We start from the raw sequence: 16,575 nt of genomic DNA on the forward strand, positions 1-16,575 counted from the left end.
CTGGGGGCGAGCCAGCGTACCGTGCAGCGCGCGCTCGACGCCCTGGCCGCCACGGGCAAGGTGCAGTCGGTCGGCCGCGCCCGCGCCCGGCGCTGGATGACGCCCCCGGTGCCGGGATTCACGACGACGTTGTTACTCCCTGCCCCGCTGCCGAACGGCTAGAATCAGGCCGCAATCACAGGAGCGCCGCATGAAGAAGTCCGAGGCCGAAATCATCCGGGAATATGCCTTCGAAGGCGTCGAGAGCGTGGGCGGCGTCAGCTTCGACGGCGAGCAGGTCTGGTTCGCGGCCGGTGGCCGGTTGGTCGCTTTCGATCCCGAAAGCGGCAATACCACGCGTACCCTCGACATCGCGGCCCATGCCGGCACCGCCTTCGACGGCAAGCACCTCTATCAGATCGCCGAGGACCGCATCCTGAAGATCGAGCCGAACAGCGGACGCGTGGTGTCGACGATCCCCTCGCCCGGCGGCGGCCGCGACTCCGGTCTCGCCTGGGCCGAAGGCTCGCTGTGGGTCGGCCAGTATCGCGACCGCATGATCGTTCAGGTCGATCCGGAAACCGGCAAGGTTTTGCGCACCATCGAAAGCAACCGGTTCGTCACCGGCGTCTCCTGGGTCGACGGCGAACTCTGGCACGGCACCTGGGAAGAGGACCAGAGCGACGTCCGGCGCATCGATCCGCAGACCGGCGAGGTGATGGAACGGCTCGATATGCCGCAGGGCGTGTTCGTCTCCGGGCTCGAGTCCGACGGCAAGGACCGGTTCTTCTGCGGCAGCGGCTCGACCAACAACAAGGTGCGCGCCATCCGGCGGCCGAAGCGCAGCCGCGCGTGAAGCAGATGACTTCACGCGCGCACCGGACTTACGCCGGCGCGGGCACCGCCGATGGCCGCGCCGCCGGAATCGGCCGGAAGGTCATCATGATCAGGAACGCGCCGAGGCCGACGGCCCAGGAGCCGACATAGAGCCACGTATAGCTCGCAAAGGTGTCGTAGATCAGGCCGCCGGCCAAAGGTCCGGTCGCCATACCGAGGCTGCCGGCCATCGCGGTGCCGCCGATCACGGTGCCCATCATCCGCAGCGGGAAATTCTCGCGGATCAGCACGGAATACAGCGGCATGGTGCCGGCATAGATGAAGCCGAAGATCGCCGCGACCGCGTAGAATGCGGCCAGCTCGCGCACGAAGACATAACCGAGCGCGCCGAATGCCTGCGCCAGCAGGCCCAGCACCAGCACGCGCTTGGCGCCGAAGCGATCGCCGAGCAGGCCGAAGGCGATGCGGCCGCCCATGCCGGCGAGCCCTTCCACGCTGTAGATCGTCACCGCCGCGACCATCGGAATGCCGCAGGTGACCGCGTAGCTCACCGTGTGGATGATCGGCCCGGAATGGGTGGCGCAGCAGAAGAAATTGGTCGCGATCAGGATGATGAATTGCGGCGAGCGCAGCGCCTGCGCCAGCGACATCGACGGCTCACCGTTCGTGCTCGCCGCTTCAGCGTGGCCGCCTTGCAGCGCCGGCGGGCGTCGCACCAGGAACGAGACCGGGATCATGATCGCGCCGACCACGCCTGATACGATCAGCATCGACGTCCGCCAGTCGTGGTGGGAGATCAGCCAGGCCGCGAGCGGCGACATCGTCATCGGCGCCATACCCATGCCGGCCGACACCAGCGAGACGGCAAGACTGCGATGGGTATCGAACCAGCCCGTGACGCAGGCCATCATCGGGGCGAAGATCGCGGCCGTTGCCGCGCCGACCAGCGCGCCGAAGAGAAACTGAAATGCCAGCAGCGACGGTGCCTGGCTTGCCAGCGCAAGGCTTGCCGCCAGCACGACCGATCCGGTCAGCACCACCGGAAGCGGCCCGAGGCGGTCGGACAACGTGCCCCAGATCATGCTGGTGAAGGCCATTGCGAGGAAGCCGATCGTCATCGCGCTGGAGATGCCGGTCACCGACCAGCCGGTCTCCCGCGCCATCGGCTGCAGGAACACCGGCAGCGAAAACATGCCGCCGATCGCGACGCAGCCAAGCAGGCCGCCGGCCGCGACGATCACCCAGCGGTAGGCTGAATTGGTCATTCCGGAACTCCCATGCAGTGCGTTCTGGCTGAAAGACGAACGAACCTGGGTGGAACCGACAGCGGATGACCGCCCTGGCTCATTTTTTTGCGAGCGTGGCGGCCTTCAAAGGCTCATGCCCGGCCGAGCGTCAGCGACCAGCCAAACTGCATCCGGGCTGCGGCGCGATCTCGCCGAGCGGCCGGACCTGCACCAGCTCGGTGCCTTGCGTCTTGGCGATGAACATGTTCATCGCTACGTGATGATTCTGGCCGAGCGTCACCGGCCCGGTCGGCGACGCAATGGTGAGCCCCGCCATCGCGTCGATGATGGCCTCCTTGTCGAGCTTGCCGGCCTTCTCGGCTGCCGCCTTGAGTCGATCAGGGTGTTGTAGTGCGTCATCACATAGTTCGACACCGCGACGCCCGGGTTCGCTGCGGCGCGCGCCTTGGCAACGAACGCCTTCACGGCCGGGTCCTCGCTCGCTGCGACCGCCGGCACCACCGTCACCATGTTCTGGCCCTTGCCGCGGAAGATGCCGAGGTCGACCTCCGACCGTCCAAGGAATGCGACGGTGATCTCCTTCAGCAATCCGGCCTCGTCGGCCTGCCGGATGAAGTCCATCCCGTCGCCCTTCAGCGCGAACAGCAACACCTTGGCCTTGCTCGCCGCGACCTCCTTGATCAGCGGCGAAAAGTCGGTCTCGGTCCCCAGCGTGTACCTCGTCCCGACCACCCTGCCGCCGAGCTTCGCGATCAAGGGCTGCGCGATGTCGAACATCTGATGCGGCCAGACCCGGTCGGCGCCGAGCAGGAAATACGTGTTGCCGAAGGTCTGCGTCAAATAGGGCAGCAGCTGGCCGAGTTCCTGGTTCGGCACCGCGCCGAACGAAAACAGATAGCGGCTGCATTTGCCGCCCTCGTAATTGGTGGCGTAGAGCAACGGCGTCCGGCAGCACGTCGTGATGCATCGGCGCGCCGCTGCGGCAGCATCAGCCCTTCTTCGAATCGCCGCGCGTGTGGTGCAGCAGATTGTCGCGCAGCCTGACCACGCTCTTCTGCACGATGGGAAATTCGTCGCCGAGCCCGGTGGCGTCGACCAGCGACGCGTTGATCTCCTTGTCGAGCAGGCGCCGGCCCGCCGCCGTCAGGCTCACGCGCACCTGCCGCTCATCGGCGGGATCGCGGACACGGCTGATGTAGCCGCTCTGCTCCAGCTTCTTGAGGATCGGCGTCAGTGTGTTGGATTCCAGGAACAGCTTCTCGCCGAGCGCGCTCACGGTCTGCTCGTCGGCCTCCGACAGCGCAATCATGGCAATGTACTGGGTGTAGGTCAGGCCGACCGCGTCCAGGATCGGCTTATAGGCGCGGCCAAAGGCCAGATTGGCCGAATAGACCGCAAAGCACAGAAAATTCGAGAGTTTTCGGCCTTTGGTCTCGGCCTTGGCGGTGCGGGTCACGGGCGTCTCCGGAGTTTGTGAAGTCTCGGCCAGTATAAATCGCATCCGATTAAATCGGAAGTGCTTGACATGGTCAAACGCGAGGCCTATTTCAACTCGCATCCGATTAGATCGGATACGATATATATCCAACCAAAGGAGCTCGCTATGACCGCCAATGCTAAGGTTCTCGTCACCGGAAAGACCCACGTCACCGCCGGCCCGAACGGCGGCGCCCGCTCGCGCGACGGCTTCCTCGACGTCAAGCTGCCGCAGCCGCACCCCGCCGCTGAAAACCTGTTCGCCGCCGCCTGGTCGACCTGCTACATCGGCGCGATCCAGCTCGCCGCCGGACAGCGCAAGGTCAAGCTCGCGAGCGAGCCCGAGGTCGACGCCGAGATCGATCTGAACCAGGCCGGTAGCGCCTTCTTCCTGAGCGCGCGCCTCAACGTCCACGTTCCCGGCGTCGAGCGCGAGGTTGCCCAGGAGCTGATCGAAGCCGCGCACGGCATCTGCCCTTACTCCAAGGCGGTCCACGGCAACATCGACGTCACCACCACCCTCGTCTGAGACGATCGCATGACGACCTCCAACGCGGACCGGCCGCTTGCCGGTTCGCGGTCGGACAAGTCGAGAAGACAACCCCGGAGTTCAAGATGACCAGCAAGCTGATGACGGCGACGCGCCTGCTCGCAAGAGCGGCCCTGATCGCCGGAAGTTTCCTGACGATACCGACGGCCCAGGCGCAGCAGCCGGCCGGGTTCACGCGAACCGATTTGCAGCGCCATGACCTCAGCGCGCCCGGACGTGAAGCCGTCCAGGTGCGTGTCGACATCGCGCCCGGCAAGGCATTCGGCCGCCATACGCATCCCGGCGAAGAGATCATCTATGTGCTCGCCGGGACGCTCGAATACGATGTCGACGGCAGACCGCCGGCAACGCTGAAGGCGGGCGACGTGCTGTTCATCCCCGCAGGCACGATCCATGCGGCAAGGAACGTCAGCACGGTCACCGCCAGCGAGCTTGCGACCTATATCGTCGAGAAAGACAAGCCGCTGCTGACCCTCGTGAAGTGACCGATGCCGCCTGCCCGCCCCTGTCCCTGGGCGGGCGCGGCGACATCAGCTTCACTTGGTGCCCTGAGCTTCGGCCTGCCGCACCGGCCGCGCGTTGAAGATCAGGAAGCTGACCGCGGCCATGATCCACACGCCGATGGCGCCGTAGAGCATCACCCAGCCAAAGCCGCTCGCCAGCGCCTGATGCACGATCGGGCCGGTCAGCTCCGGCGCGGATGCGGCATCACCGGCCGCGATCCGTTCGGCGATGCTGCGGAGCTGCGCGCCGTCCAGCGCGGGCAGCACGGCCTTCAGATGCGCCAGCACGCCGCTCGCCAGGATCAAGCCCATCAGAGCGATGTTGACCGAAAGCGAGACCATCCGCGCGCTCATGTCGATGCCGGAGGCCATGCCGGCGCGGTCGCTCGAGACCGAGCCCGTCGTCGTGTTGGTGACCGGCGTATTGGTAATACCGAGGCCAATTCCGGCGATCAGGCAGCCCGGCAACATCGTCAGCCAGTCGGGCTGTGCGCCGGCGCTGCCGAACTTCATCAACATGAATCCGACGCCGATGGTGAACAGGCCGGCCGGAATGATCAGGCCCGGCTGGTAGCGCAGCGACAGGCGCTCGGCGAAGGGCGGCATCACCAGCGTCGGTAGCGTGTAAGCGAGCAGCGCGAGGCCGGCGGACACGCCGTCATAGCCGAGGCCGGCGTGAAACCAGATCGGCAGATAGATCATGAAGGGCCAGTAGCTGAGGTTCATCGCGGCCGAGCCGACGATCGAGCCGGAGAAAGCCGGGATCCGAAATACCGAGAAGTCGAACATCGGCCGCCGACTGATTCTCTCGGCAACCAGGAACGCGATGAAACTCACGGCGGAGACGCCGAGGATCGCGAGCCCCTTCGGGCTGACGAAGCCGAGATCCGGCCCCTGCGTGATGTAGAAGGCGAGGCAGAACACCGCAAGCGACATCGTCACGATGCCGGCGACATCGAGGCTGCTCGCTATCGGATCCTTCGATTCATGCACGCCGCCGATCGTGAGCACGAACGCGACCGCTGCGAACAGCACGTGGACGAGGAATACCCATTCCCAGCTCAGCAGCGCGACCACGGCACCGCCGATGATCGGCCCGAAGCCGAGACCGATGCCGAAGATCACGCCCCACCAGCCCCAGGCGACGGCGCGCAGCCGGCCGCCCTGGAATTCGTGCGACAGCACGGCGATCTGGCAGATCAACAGCGCGCCGCCGCTCAGCCCCTGCAGCAACCGGGCGATAATCAGCATTTCGACGCTCTGGGCGACACCGCAGATCAGCGAGGTGACGCCGAACGCCGCGATCGCGACCAGGAAGATGCGCTTGCGCCCGTAGCGATCCGCCACCGTCCCGATCGCCATCAGCACCGTGGTCACCGCGATCGTGTAGGCGTTCATGATCCATTGCAGCGCCTTGAAGTCGGCATGCAGCACCCGCTCCAGCGTCGGCAGGATCGCCGGAATGCTGGATATCTCCAATCCAAACATCAGGCAGGCGAGACATACGGCGGACAACACGACGGCGCCGCGGCGGCTCAGTTCAGTGGACATGATCAGGCCTTTTGTTGTGGCAAGCCAACGGCATACCGCACGCTGTTGCCAGGGTGCTGGCAGCAGCGTCGGTCGATCGACTCACGATGTATTGAGGCAGCAGCGGCAGGAATCGGGTGGCCGCGGCGCTTCACAACGCAAAGCTAGTCACGGCTTGAGCATTGGTGAATTGGATGACTAGATATTTCAGAGACAACAATTCCGGATGACTGACATGACCACACTCGATGTCGATGCCGTCAAGGCGTTCGTGACGATTGCCGAGCTGCAGAGCTTCACCCGTGCAGCCGCCGCGCTCGGCACCACGCAAGGCGCGATCAGCGTGAAGTTGAAACGGCTTGAGGACCGGGTCGGCCAGAAACTGGTCGAGCGAACGCCGCGGCTGGTGCGCCTGTCGGCACAGGGCGCCGTGTTTCTCGAATCAGCTAGCGCATTCCTTGCCGCGCACGACCGCGCGGTCGCCGGATTGTCGTCAGCGCGACGCCGGTTCTCGCTGGGAATCGCAACCCATGTCGGGGCCCCCGAGCTTCCCACCTTGCTGGCGCGGCTGAATGCGCATGACCCGGCACTGACGATCGAGGTGCGGCTCGACGATGCCCGCGACCTGCTCAGTTCCTTCGATCGCGGAGCCATTGATGCCGTTATCGTGTTTCGGGAGGACGACCGGCGCGACGGCGACGTCCTGGGACCGGACCATTTCGGCTGGTTCGCCACGCCGGATTTCATCCATCGCGCCGGAGAGCCGTTTCGATTGGCAGCCTCATCACCGTCCTGCGGCATCCTCAACACTGCCACGCATGCGCTCGACGCGGCGGGACTTGCGTGGACAGAGACCTTCCTTGGTTGTGGCGCCTTCGCTGTCGCCGAGGCGGTCTCGGCCGGCCTCGCCATCTCGGTATTCTCATGCCGCGTTGCCCCGCCCGGCACAATCGAGGTGAGCAGGAAATTCGGACTCCCCGCACTGCCGCCGTCCGAAATCATGCTGCTATCGACCTTGTCGGACTCAAGATCACGTGCGGCGCTGAAAACGCTGGCAACCGCCTTTCGCGAGCATCATCGTCCGCCGGTGAGCACAGGCAGCGCAGCTAGCAGCACGCGAGCGGTCACCGCGGCGCTCGGGTCGTGACCGAGACCGCCCGATCATGCCTGTCGGCTATCGCCCCGCGCGGCCGGCTCGCCTTCCCTCGAACAGCGCGCGCTCCGATGCGAGCGCCTTGGCCAAAAAATCCAACGTAGCGCGGATCCGCGCGGTGCGCTTGAGATCGTCATGCGTCAACAGCCACAGCGCCGATCGCGGCTCGGCGAGCGCTTTCGGCGTCAGGCGGCGCAGCGCGGGCGCGAGATCGCCGACATAGCAGGGAAGCACCGCAAGCCCCAGTCCCGCAGCCGCGGCATCGCGCAGCGCCGGAAGCGCATCGACGCGGCAGGCGAAGCGCACCGAGCGCAGGTTCTCGCGCATCCAGCCGGCGATGACGGTTCCCGCCAGCGCATCGTCGAGCCCGATCCAGTCATGTGCCGACAGATCCTTGTCATCATGCCGGGCGAGATAAACTCGCGATCCGTAGACCGCATGGGCAATATCGGCAACGCGCCGTCCGACCAGCAACTCGGACGGCGCCGGCGTCGGCCGGATCGCGATCTCGGCCTCGCGGCGCGTCAGGTTCGCCATCGCATTCGAGATGATGATCTCCGGCTGGATCTCCGGATGCGCGGCGCGCATCGCGGGCAGATGCCGCATCAGCACCGCGCCGAGCGTATCCGTCGTCGTGATCCGGACCGGGCCTGACGGCCTCAAGTCCTGTCCCGCCAGCCTGCGCTCGAGCGCGAGCACTTCATCCTCGAGCCGGGCCGCCGACGCCGCCGCGGTCTCGCCGGCCGGCGTCGGCGCGTAACCGTCGCGGAAACGCTCGAACAGGCGCGTGCCGATCGCTGTTTCGATCGCGCCGAGGCGACGAAACACCGTCGAATGCGTCACGCCCAGTCTGCGCGCCGCCCCGGACAGGCTGCCGTCCCGCGCGACCGCAAGGACGAGGCAAAGATCGTTCCAGTCGATCGGGCTGTTCATTTTTGCAAACTCAATCAGCAGCGTTGGCGAATATCTTATCACAAACAGACAGGCCATCTTCCCGAAAGTTCGGCCGACGAACGCACTCCTTGCGCCGCGCCGGCAACGCAGAGGAGCTGGCGGGTGACAAGCGAGACCACCGAGACGTTGCATTTGCACGACGCAAGGACGGCTACGGTCGACCCGCGGCGATGGCTGGCGCTGCCCGTGCTGCTCACCGGCGCCTTCCTGCCGATCCTCGACTTCAACGTCGTCAACCTCGCGCTGCCGGCCATTCGCGACAATCTCGGCGCGACGCCGAGCGAGGTGCAGTTCGTGATCTCGGCCTATGCCGCGACCTACGCGGTATTCCTGATCACGGGCGGCCGGCTCGGCGACCTGCTCGGTCGGCGGCGCATGTTCCTGACCGGCGTCGCCGGCTTCACGATCGCGTCTGTGTTGTGCGGTGTTGCATGGTCGCCGGACGTCCTTGTCGCCGGGCGGATCCTGCAAGGCCTCACCGCCACCGTGATGGCGCCGCAGGTGCTCGCCTCGATCCGCGTGCTGTTTCCGGCGGCCGAACAGGGCCGCGCGCTCGGCTTCTACGGCGCGACGTTCGGTCTTGCCAACATCTGCGGCCAGGTGCTCGGCGGCGTCCTGGTCTCGGCCCATCCGCTCGGACTGGCCTGGCAGGCGATCTTCCTCATCAACGTGCCGATCGGCCTCGCCGCTTTCATCGGCGGCGTGCTGTTCCTGACCGACTCGCATGCCGCGCATGCCCAACGGCTCGACATCGGCGGCGTCATCCTGCTGTCGCTCACGCTGGGCTTCCTGGTCTATCCGCTGATCGAGGGAAGGGAGTCCGGCTGGCCGGCCTGGATCGTCGCGATGCTGCCGGCCTCTCCGCTGATGCTCGCCACCTTCGTCCGCTTCGAGGCGCGCCTGAAGGCGCGCGGCGGCGACCCGCTGGTCGCGCTGCATCTGCTGCGCAACAGCGATTTCGTCATCGGGCTGGTGATGGCGCTCGCCTTCTACATGCTGTCGTCGTTCTACCTGACCTTTGCGGTCTACCTGCAAAGCGGGCTGCATTTTGCGCCGCTGGCGGCCGGCCTCGCCACCCTGCCCTTCGCCACCGGCTTCTTCGTGAGTTCGCTGGTGTCGTCGCTGGTGATGCAATGGCTCGGCGCCCGCACGCTGACGCTGGGCTTCGCGCTCCAGGTCATCGGGTTTGGTGTCGTGATGCTGTCGGTCAGTGGCGCGCTGCCCCAAAGCCTCGAATTCGGCCTCATTTGCGGTGGACTGGGCTTCGGCACCGTGATGCCGTCGGTCATCAAGGCCGTGATCGGCAGCATCGATCCGGGTCACGCCGGGCTGGCATCGGGGATGATGATCTCGACCTTCCAGATCGGCGCCGCACTCGGCGTCGCCGTGATCGGCGGCGTCTTCTACAGCCTGCTCGGATCGCATCCGCAGGCCGACGACTATGCGCACGCCTTCACCATCGCGCTCGGCTGCAATGTCGCGCTGCTCGCGCTCGGCGGCTGGCTATCGCTGTGGCTGCCGCGCGAGCCGGCGGCTTGAAATGAGACGAGGACAATTCCATGAACGCCCCGTTATACGACGCCTCCGTTCCGGTGTTCCGGCAGATGCTCGACGCGCTTGCTGATCTCCTGCGCAAGGGCGAGGCCCACGCTCGCGAACGCGGTCTCGATCCCGACACCATGCTCGCGGCGCGGCTGGCCCCCGACATGCTGACGCTGGTCGGCCAGGTGCAACGGGCCTGCGATCACGCCAAGGGCGCAGCCGGACGGCTCGCCGGTCTCGAGCCACCGCCCTTTGCCGACGACGAACAGACCCTCGGTGGGGCCTACGCCCGGATCTCGCGAACGCTCGACTACATCGACACGGTCCCGGTTCGGGCCTTCGACCGAGCGGCGGAACGCACCATCACCTTGCCCTTCGGCGTCCCGCCGATGCCGGCAGCGCGCTATCTGTACGGCTTCGCGCTGCCGAGCCTGTTCTTCCACGTCACGACCGCCTACGCAATCCTGCGCCATCGCGGCGTGCCGCTCGGCAAGCGTGACTTCCTGGGCAAATACCTCTCGGAGTGACCTCTATTTCTTCGCGACCTCGCGAAGCGTGTTGTAGACCCACTCCGCCCCCTGCTTGATGGCCTCGACGCCGATCCTTTCGTCATTGCCATGCATCCGGCTCAGGATGTCGTCGTCGAGCGGATAGGGATAGATGCCATAGACGGGCACGTTGCGCTCGCGCCAGGCGATGGCGTCGGTCCCGGCTTCAAACATCGTCGGCACCAGGACAGAGTCCTTCCAGACCCGCTTCGCGTTGCGGTCCAGCGCCGCGTAGAGCTCGGTATTGATGGGTGACGCCGGGATCTTGGAGCGCATCAGATACGCGTCCCGCGCATCCTGTTGCGACAGCGACGTTACAATGCTGACTTCGATGCCGGGATCGCCGATCGCACGTTTGATTTCCTCGATCATCTGATCCGTGGTGGTGCCCGGCAGCAGCCGCGTGTTCACGACCGCCTTGGCGTCACCGGGGATGACGTTGGGCTTGATGCCGGCGTCGATCATCGTGATCACCATGGTGTCGCGCAGCAACGCGTGCAGCAGCAGGCTGTCCTTGGGATTGTCGGCGACCAGCTTCTTTCCGGCAGCGTCGAGATCATTCTGATCCTTCGCGGCCAAGAGCTGCCTGATATCGGCTGCCGTCTGTTCCGAACTGATCGGAAGCAGCGCCTTGAAATAGGCTTCGGTCGCCGGTACGAGCTTGACGGCCGGATCATGCACCGCCAGCTTGGCCAGCGCCGCGATCAGCCGATCGTTGGCCATCGCGCCTGCCGGGAACGGCCGCGACGAATGACCGGAGGGACCGGTCGCCTTCAAGGCGAAGGTCGCTGAGAGCTTCTCCGCTGTCGTGACATTGATCTGGCGCACCGTGCCATCGCGCTCTTGCAGGACATAGCCGCCTTCGTTCAGCGCGAATTCGGCGTCGATCTTGTCCCAATGGTCCTTCGCCAGCCACACCGTGCTGTATTGTCCCTGCTCCTCGTCGGCCTCGGCGAGGAAGATCACGTCGCGTGACAGCGGCGTCTTCTCCTCCGCAAGCCGCATCACCGCACTGGCGAAGACGGCGAGGCCGCCCTTGAAATCCATCGCGCCGCGTCCGTAGACGAAGCCGTCCTTCTCGATGCCGGCGAACGGCTCCACGGTCCATTTCTCGCGCTCGACCGGGACGACGTCGGCATGGGCGGCCAGCAGCACCGGTTTCCGCGAACCGTCGCCGCGCAGCCGCGCGATGAAATGCGCGGCCTTGCCGTTCGGGGCGACGAAGATGTCCACCTCGGCGCCGAGCGGCGCAAATTGCGATTTCAGGTATTCGGCGAGCGCCCGCGTATCGCCCGGGCCATTCGACGTATCGAAGGAGATCAGCTTCTTGAGCAGCGCAACCGTCCGGTCGCCCGGCTGCTCGGCACGCGCCTGTCCCGCTCCGGCACAGGACAGCAACGCGGCAAGGGCCAACGCAGCGACGCGGGTCTTGGTCGACGGCACCATATTCTTCTTCCTCCCTTATCTGGTTTTGAAACAGGATAGCTTGCGCCGCTCACCGCAGCGAGTCCTTGAACTCAAGAAGTTCTGGGGAACATCACCTTCAGCATCGCGGCCGCGAGCAACGTCGTCACGGCAAGGCCGGTGGAGAGATAGAGCGCACTGGCATCGCCGTACCGGTCGATCACGATCGCATAGACCAGCGGCGCCGCCGCGGGCAGGATGAAGCTCGGAACGATGAGCCGGCCGACCAGCGTGCCATAGCTGCGATGATCGAACAGGATCAGCGGCAGCGTTCCCCTGGTGATGGTCAGAATGCCGTTGCATGCGCCGTAGAGCAGCGCGAAGGCGATCCCCATCTCCTTCGCCGTTCCGCTGAACAGTCCAGCGATGAACGACAGCGGCATGATCAGGCAGGCCATCAAATTGAGCGCGAGCGGATCGAGCCGTGCACCGAACAGGACTTCGCAGAGACGCGCGGCGGATTGCCCGATGCCCCGGAGCGTCGCGATCCATACTGCCACCGTGACGGTGAGCCCGAGGCCGGCGAGCACCGCGATCATGTGCGCGGACATGCCGGCATTCAGGAAATTCGCTCCGGTCATGATGACGGCATAGAGGGCGCCTGCCGCCGCAAGCTGCCGGCGGCTGGCGGCGCGTGGTTGCTTGGATGCCGGCGCCGTGGAGCTCGGCACGCCGGCAAACCGCTTGTTCGGGATCAGCAGATGCAGCGGGACCGTCAGCAGTGCGAGCCCGGCATAAACCAGCACCGCGACGCGCCAGCCGAACTGTTCCGAGAGCGTGTGGCCGAGCGGCCAGAACACGGTGGCCGCCAGGCCACCGAGCAGGGTGATTCCGGACATCGCGCGGCGCGCCTCCGGTCCGCCGATCCGGGCCAGCGCGGCGAACGCCGCATCGTACAGCGTCAGCCGCATGCCGAAGCCGAGCACAATCCAGGATGCGAAATAGGTCGAGATCTGATGCGAGACCGCGAGACCGGCGCAGCCGAGCGCGTTGATCACGGCGCCTGCGACCATGACCTCCCGGCCGCCGCTTCTGTCCACCCACCTCCCCGCAAGCGGTGACGCCACGCCCATCGCCAACAGCGCCGCGGCGAATCCGCCGTAGACGATGTCGCGCTCCCAGCCGAGATCCGCGGCGATCTGCTCGCCGAAGCCGCCGATCAGATAGTAGGTGGCACCCCACGAGATCAGTTGAGCCAGCCCGAGGGCGGCCACGACGCGGCGGGCGATCACCGTGGCAATCCCCTCTCCGCGGGAAGCGTGGAGGCGCCCGGCCCAAGCGGCCGCTGCATCAGCACGGTGTCGACCCATTGCCCGAGCTTGAAGCCGACCGATCTCAGCGTCCCGACCATCTCGAAGCCCATGCGACGGTGCAGCGCGATCGATCCGACGTTGCCGCTGTTGCCGATCACGGCCAGCATCTGCCGCCACGGCCCCGCTTCGGCGCGCGCGATCAAGCCCTGAAGCAGCGCCACGCCGATACCGCGGCCGCGCAATCCGTCGGACACGTAGACCGAGTCTTCGATGGTGTGGCGATAGGCCGGCCGCGGCCGATACGCCGTCGCATAGCAATAGCCGGCCACAAGACCATCCACCTCAGCCACCAGATACGGCAGGCCCGCGGCCACGACGGCGTTCCGGCGGCTGCGCATCTCGTCCACCGTCGGCGGCACCTCCTCGAAGGTCGCCAGTCCGTTGAGCACGTGATGGGCATAGATGCCCTGCACGTCGGCCATGTCGTCGTCCGTTGCGTCGCGCACCACGACGCCGTTGTTACCTGCCGCCATTCCGTCTCTCACCCGAGCCGTCAATATTGCCCGAGCATGCGCCATCGCGTTATATAAGTGAAGCTTTGGGTGTTTATGCGTAGCATAAGAGATGCTTTGATGAAGAACCTCAACCTCGACTATCTCGAAAGCTTCGCCGTCGTGATCGATTACGGCAGCTTCTCCGCCGCGGCCGAGCGGCTGCAACTCACCCAGCCGGCAGTGAGCCTCCAGGTGCGCCAGCTCGAGAAGAGCCTGAATGCGACCTTGATCGAGCGGGTCGGACGACGGGCGAGGCCAACGGCCGCCGGCGTCGCGTTGCTCTCACACGCGCAGCAGATCAACTCGGCGGTGACGTCGGCGGTCGACGCCGTTGCGCAGCAGACCACGGGAACGGCAGGCCGCGTGCGGCTCGGCACCGGCGCGACCGCCTGCATCTTCCTGCTGCCGCCGATCCTGAAGGAGCTACGCGCCGCACTGCCCTCGCTCGAGATCACGGTCACGACCGGCAATACGGCGGAGATCGCGCGGGCGGTCGAGGACAACACGATCGACATCGGGCTGGTCACGCTGCCGGTGTCGGGGCGAAGTTTTGAGATCACCCCCGTCATGAATGACGAGTTCGTGCTGATCGCGCCGCGCGACATGATGCTGCCGGCGCGGATCACGCCGGAGGTGCTGGCGACCGGGCCGGTTCTGCTGTTCGAGCCCGGCGGCAACACGCGGCGCACCGCAGACGAGTGGCTGGCGCGCGGCGGCGTGTCGCTGAAGCCGTTGATGTCGCTCGGCAGCGTCGAGGCGATCAAGGAGATGGTGCGCGCCGGCCTCGGCTGCGCGATCCTGCCGGGCATGGCCGTGCCTGCCAGGACGAAGCAGCGTGACCTGATCGTCCGGTCGCTGTCGCCAAAGCTCTACCGCCGGCTCGCCGTCGTGATCCGGCGCGACAAGCGCCTCGACCGCGGGCTGCGGCAGACGCTCTCGGCGCTGAAGGCACTCTCGGCCGCGAAGGACAACGGCCGATAGAGCACCAGGGAGGACGCTACGCGCGGCCTCCCTGCTCCACCCCCGTCAAGTCGCCTTGCGTTCCTGCTCCGCGATCTTGCGGAACGCAGCTTCGCCGGCGTCGGTCACGGCGGCCCACTTCGCGTTCGGCGCGGCCTCGGCCTCGTAATTGTCGTGCCAGTTCCACCATTTGTACGTCGGGCCCTGCGGATAGCCTTTCGGCGAATCCTCCCATAGTTCCTGGCGGCCGAACGGCGTAATGTCGAGATAGCTCCACACCGTGCCCATCGATTCATCGCCGCGGCTGTTGACGAGATAGGTGCGGAAGATCCGCTCATCGTCGCGGACGAACACGTTGTGGCCGTGCCACTCGGCGACGCCGAAGTCGGCATCAAAACTGTCGGTGATCGTGTACCACGGCATCTCCCACTCCATCCGCGCCTTCAGCCGCGCGATATCAGCCTGCGGCGCGCGCGACGCGTAGGCCAGCGTGGTGTCGCGCTGGTTCAGATGGGAGAGATGGCCGACCTGATCGGCGCCGAGCGAGCAGCCGCGGCAGCCGTGATCCGGCCAGCCGAACACGCCGGGCTCGAAGAAAGCGCGGTAGATGATCAGCTGCCGGCGGCCATCGAACAAATCGAGCAGGCTCACCTTGCCGTTCGGTCCTTCGAAGACATAGGCCTTCTCGACCGCCATCCACGGCATCCGCCGCCGCTCGGCGGCAAGCGCATCGCGCGCCCGCACCTGCGCCTTCTCCTTCACCAGCATCTCCAGACGCGCCGCCTCCCACGCCTCCCGCGACACCACGGGCGGGGTCTGCATTGCCGCCAGTCCGCCGCGATCGTTTTCAGCCGATTTGCTCATGATGATATCTCCATCTCCGAATTGGACGAACTCCGCGACCACGGCCCGGCTCCCGCGCAGAGGCCGTTCGTCATTGGCCATGCCGCAATCTGGCGCGGCGGCAACGGATGATGGGAGTGACAAGTGTGTCGGGATTTTCGCGCATGCGCTCCGATCGCTTCAATCTCTTTGCACAATACTTGCACTTTGCAAGTATATGTGCGAGCCTCCGGCCATGAAACAAGCCGCTCCCGCATCCGACGATGGCCTGAAGCTCAGCGCCTGGCTGCCCTATCGCCTGTTCCTCGTCGCGGCGCAGGTCGCCCGCCCGCTCGAGAGCTTTTACAGCGAGACGTTCGGATTGAGCCAGGCCGGCTGGCGCATCCTCGCCGTCATCGCCGAGCGCGATGCGGCCAACGCCTCCGAAATCGGCCGCGCCTGCGCGCTCGATCCGTTCGCCGTCAGCCGAGGCATCGGCCAGCTCGCAGATCTCGGCTTTGCGGTGCGACGCCCGGGCAAGACCGACCGCCGCTTCGCCGCCGTCAGCATCACCCGCAGCGGCCGGACCGCCTTCAACCGGATCGCCGGATTGGGCGGCGCGATCGAAGCACGGCTGCTTGCGCGCCTGTCGGAGAGCGAGCGAAACACACTTGATTCCGCGCTCACCCGGCTCGAGGGCGAAAGTGCGCGGATCGACGCCGTCGGCTGGCGCGCGCTGCTCGACGACGCCGGTACGCCATGACAGCCGCACTGTTTGCGCTGACCGCACTGCTGTGGGGCGGCGGCGCGCTGGCCACCGCGATGCAGGCCGGCGTCACGCCCGCACCGTGGTCGGTCGCGCTGCGCATGGCGCTCGCCGGCCTCATCCTGCTCGGCTACGGCCGGCTGCGCGGCGTACCGCTCGCGATCCCGCGCAAGGACCGGCTGGCCGTCGCGTTGCAGGGCCTGCTGTTCTTCGCCATTGCCTTCATCGCGTTCTATCAAGCGACCGCGCGGATGCCGAGCGGACTTGCGGCGCTGGTGCTGTCGACATCGTCGCTGTTCGCGGCCGTGATCGCGCGGGCCGCGCTCGGCGTCCCGATCTCGCCGACCTTCGTGTGGGGCACGCTGTGCGGCATCCTTGGCCTTGCGATCATCTTCCTGCCCGGCGCCACCGCGCATGGCGCCGCACGCTCGCGGGTC

The 16,575-nt window shown here is 66.3% G+C and carries 19 protein-coding genes and 1 pseudogene; 10 read left to right on the top strand and 10 right to left on the bottom strand.

Annotated elements, in window-relative coordinates; translation table 11 throughout:
- Both H8B02_RS34025 and H8B02_RS34030 read left to right on the top strand, forming a co-directional pair.
- A pseudogene (locus H8B02_RS34025) lies at positions 1-162 on the top strand (helix-turn-helix domain-containing protein); the annotation flags it as partial.
- A gap of 28 nt (positions 163-190) precedes the next feature.
- Positions 191-835 carry a Vgb family protein gene (locus tag H8B02_RS34030; RefSeq protein ID WP_229170231.1) on the top strand — a complete coding sequence of 215 codons (645 nt, stop codon included), beginning with the start codon at positions 191-193 and terminating at the stop codon, positions 833-835.
- Positions 836-863: 28 nt separating this feature from the next.
- On the opposite strand, the gene H8B02_RS34035 is transcribed toward H8B02_RS34030, so the two are convergent.
- From H8B02_RS34035 to H8B02_RS34045, 4 genes are all read right to left on the bottom strand, one after another.
- Positions 864-2,081: an MFS transporter gene (locus H8B02_RS34035; protein ID WP_229170232.1), complete on the bottom strand. Its 1,218-nt coding sequence runs from the start codon at positions 2,079-2,081 to the stop codon at positions 864-866.
- Between the two features lie 130 nt (positions 2,082-2,211).
- Entirely contained in the window at positions 2,212-2,343 is a 132-nt protein-coding gene (locus tag H8B02_RS48210; RefSeq protein ID WP_283842285.1) for a hypothetical protein, read from the bottom strand.
- Positions 2,340-3,002 carry an ABC transporter substrate-binding protein gene (locus tag H8B02_RS34040; RefSeq protein ID WP_229170233.1) on the bottom strand — a complete coding sequence of 221 codons (663 nt, stop codon included), beginning with the start codon at positions 3,000-3,002 and terminating at the stop codon, positions 2,340-2,342. The genes H8B02_RS48210 and H8B02_RS34040 overlap by 4 nt, the downstream gene beginning before the upstream one ends.
- A gap of 49 nt (positions 3,003-3,051) precedes the next feature.
- Positions 3,052-3,519, bottom strand: coding sequence for a MarR family winged helix-turn-helix transcriptional regulator (locus H8B02_RS34045; RefSeq protein WP_229170234.1), 468 nt, complete (start codon positions 3,517-3,519; stop codon positions 3,052-3,054).
- A 147-nt stretch (positions 3,520-3,666) separates the two neighbouring features.
- On the opposite strand from H8B02_RS34045, the gene H8B02_RS34050 reads away from it, so the two are divergent.
- Together H8B02_RS34050 and H8B02_RS34055 are read left to right on the top strand one after the other, a co-directional pair.
- Positions 3,667-4,068, top strand: coding sequence for an Ohr family peroxiredoxin (locus tag H8B02_RS34050; protein WP_229170235.1), 402 nt, complete (start codon positions 3,667-3,669; stop codon positions 4,066-4,068).
- 101 nt (positions 4,069-4,169) lie between these two features.
- Positions 4,170-4,574, top strand: coding sequence for a cupin domain-containing protein (locus H8B02_RS34055; protein ID WP_229170248.1), 405 nt, complete (start codon positions 4,170-4,172; stop codon positions 4,572-4,574).
- Between the two features lie 51 nt (positions 4,575-4,625).
- Here H8B02_RS34055 and H8B02_RS34060 read toward each other — a convergent pair whose 3' ends face one another.
- Entirely contained in the window at positions 4,626-6,143 is a 1,518-nt protein-coding gene (locus H8B02_RS34060) for an MFS transporter (protein ID WP_229170236.1), read from the bottom strand.
- A gap of 214 nt (positions 6,144-6,357) precedes the next feature.
- On the opposite strand from H8B02_RS34060, the gene H8B02_RS34065 reads away from it, so the two are divergent.
- Positions 6,358-7,269, top strand: a complete 912-nt coding sequence (locus H8B02_RS34065; RefSeq protein WP_229170237.1) for a LysR family transcriptional regulator — start codon at positions 6,358-6,360, stop codon at positions 7,267-7,269.
- Positions 7,270-7,296: 27 nt separating this feature from the next.
- Here H8B02_RS34065 and H8B02_RS34070 read toward each other — a convergent pair whose 3' ends face one another.
- The gene (locus H8B02_RS34070; protein ID WP_229170238.1) at positions 7,297-8,208 is read right to left on the bottom strand and encodes a LysR family transcriptional regulator; all 912 of its coding nucleotides are present in this window, start codon (positions 8,206-8,208) and stop codon (positions 7,297-7,299) included.
- Between the two features lie 123 nt (positions 8,209-8,331).
- Between H8B02_RS34070 and H8B02_RS34075 the strand changes: the two genes are divergently transcribed.
- Both H8B02_RS34075 and H8B02_RS34080 read left to right on the top strand, forming a co-directional pair.
- The gene (locus H8B02_RS34075; RefSeq protein ID WP_229170239.1) at positions 8,332-9,768 is read left to right on the top strand and encodes an MFS transporter; all 1,437 of its coding nucleotides are present in this window, start codon (positions 8,332-8,334) and stop codon (positions 9,766-9,768) included.
- A 20-nt stretch (positions 9,769-9,788) separates the two neighbouring features.
- Positions 9,789-10,298, top strand: a complete 510-nt coding sequence (locus tag H8B02_RS34080; RefSeq protein ID WP_229170240.1) for a DUF1993 domain-containing protein — start codon at positions 9,789-9,791, stop codon at positions 10,296-10,298.
- 3 nt (positions 10,299-10,301) lie between these two features.
- Here H8B02_RS34080 and H8B02_RS34085 read toward each other — a convergent pair whose 3' ends face one another.
- From H8B02_RS34085 to H8B02_RS34095, 3 genes are all read right to left on the bottom strand, one after another.
- Positions 10,302-11,765, bottom strand: coding sequence for a M20/M25/M40 family metallo-hydrolase (locus H8B02_RS34085; protein ID WP_229170241.1), 1,464 nt, complete (start codon positions 11,763-11,765; stop codon positions 10,302-10,304).
- A 71-nt stretch (positions 11,766-11,836) separates the two neighbouring features.
- Positions 11,837-13,015: an MFS transporter gene (locus H8B02_RS34090; RefSeq protein WP_229170242.1), complete on the bottom strand. Its 1,179-nt coding sequence runs from the start codon at positions 13,013-13,015 to the stop codon at positions 11,837-11,839.
- Positions 13,012-13,569: a GNAT family N-acetyltransferase gene (locus H8B02_RS34095; RefSeq protein ID WP_229170243.1), complete on the bottom strand. Its 558-nt coding sequence runs from the start codon at positions 13,567-13,569 to the stop codon at positions 13,012-13,014. The genes H8B02_RS34090 and H8B02_RS34095 overlap by 4 nt, the downstream gene beginning before the upstream one ends.
- A 99-nt stretch (positions 13,570-13,668) precedes the next feature.
- Between H8B02_RS34095 and H8B02_RS34100 the strand changes: the two genes are divergently transcribed.
- Positions 13,669-14,571, top strand: coding sequence for a LysR family transcriptional regulator (locus tag H8B02_RS34100; protein ID WP_229170244.1), 903 nt, complete (start codon positions 13,669-13,671; stop codon positions 14,569-14,571).
- A 45-nt stretch (positions 14,572-14,616) separates the two neighbouring features.
- Here H8B02_RS34100 and H8B02_RS34105 read toward each other — a convergent pair whose 3' ends face one another.
- A complete protein-coding gene (locus H8B02_RS34105) occupies positions 14,617-15,414 on the bottom strand; it encodes a DUF899 domain-containing protein (protein WP_229170245.1) in 798 nt (265 codons plus the stop codon).
- A 214-nt stretch (positions 15,415-15,628) separates the two neighbouring features.
- Here H8B02_RS34105 and H8B02_RS34110 point away from each other — a divergent pair, with 214 nt between their 5' ends.
- Together H8B02_RS34110 and H8B02_RS34115 are read left to right on the top strand one after the other, a co-directional pair.
- Complete coding sequence (locus tag H8B02_RS34110; protein WP_229170246.1) at positions 15,629-16,135, top strand: MarR family winged helix-turn-helix transcriptional regulator; 507 nt, start codon at positions 15,629-15,631, stop codon at positions 16,133-16,135.
- A partial coding sequence (locus tag H8B02_RS34115; protein ID WP_229170247.1) for an EamA family transporter occupies positions 16,132-16,575 on the top strand: 444 nt, incomplete at its 3' end. The genes H8B02_RS34110 and H8B02_RS34115, both read left to right, overlap by 4 nt.

Source organism: Bradyrhizobium altum, from assembly GCF_020889705.1.
In the GTDB taxonomy this organism is placed as follows: Bacteria; Pseudomonadota; Alphaproteobacteria; order Rhizobiales; family Xanthobacteraceae; genus Bradyrhizobium; species Bradyrhizobium altum.

Coding starts and splice junctions, on each gene's coding strand:
- H8B02_RS34095 (WP_229170243.1), bottom strand. CDS start 13,569: ATGGCGGCAGGTAACAACGGCGTCGTGGTGCGCGACGCAACGGACGAC.
- H8B02_RS34110 (WP_229170246.1), top strand. CDS start 15,629: ATGAAACAAGCCGCTCCCGCATCCGACGATGGCCTGAAGCTCAGCGCC.
- H8B02_RS34080 (WP_229170240.1), top strand. CDS start 9,789: ATGAACGCCCCGTTATACGACGCCTCCGTTCCGGTGTTCCGGCAGATG.
- H8B02_RS34050 (WP_229170235.1), top strand. CDS start 3,667: ATGACCGCCAATGCTAAGGTTCTCGTCACCGGAAAGACCCACGTCACC.
- H8B02_RS34030 (WP_229170231.1), top strand. CDS start 191: ATGAAGAAGTCCGAGGCCGAAATCATCCGGGAATATGCCTTCGAAGGC.
- H8B02_RS34055 (WP_229170248.1), top strand. CDS start 4,170: ATGACGGCGACGCGCCTGCTCGCAAGAGCGGCCCTGATCGCCGGAAGT.
- H8B02_RS34105 (WP_229170245.1), bottom strand. CDS start 15,414: ATGAGCAAATCGGCTGAAAACGATCGCGGCGGACTGGCGGCAATGCAG.
- H8B02_RS34085 (WP_229170241.1), bottom strand. CDS start 11,765: ATGGTGCCGTCGACCAAGACCCGCGTCGCTGCGTTGGCCCTTGCCGCG.
- H8B02_RS34035 (WP_229170232.1), bottom strand. CDS start 2,081: ATGACCAATTCAGCCTACCGCTGGGTGATCGTCGCGGCCGGCGGCCTG.
- H8B02_RS34070 (WP_229170238.1), bottom strand. CDS start 8,208: ATGAACAGCCCGATCGACTGGAACGATCTTTGCCTCGTCCTTGCGGTC.
- H8B02_RS34065 (WP_229170237.1), top strand. CDS start 6,358: ATGACCACACTCGATGTCGATGCCGTCAAGGCGTTCGTGACGATTGCC.
- H8B02_RS34100 (WP_229170244.1), top strand. CDS start 13,669: ATGAAGAACCTCAACCTCGACTATCTCGAAAGCTTCGCCGTCGTGATC.
- H8B02_RS34060 (WP_229170236.1), bottom strand. CDS start 6,143: ATGTCCACTGAACTGAGCCGCCGCGGCGCCGTCGTGTTGTCCGCCGTA.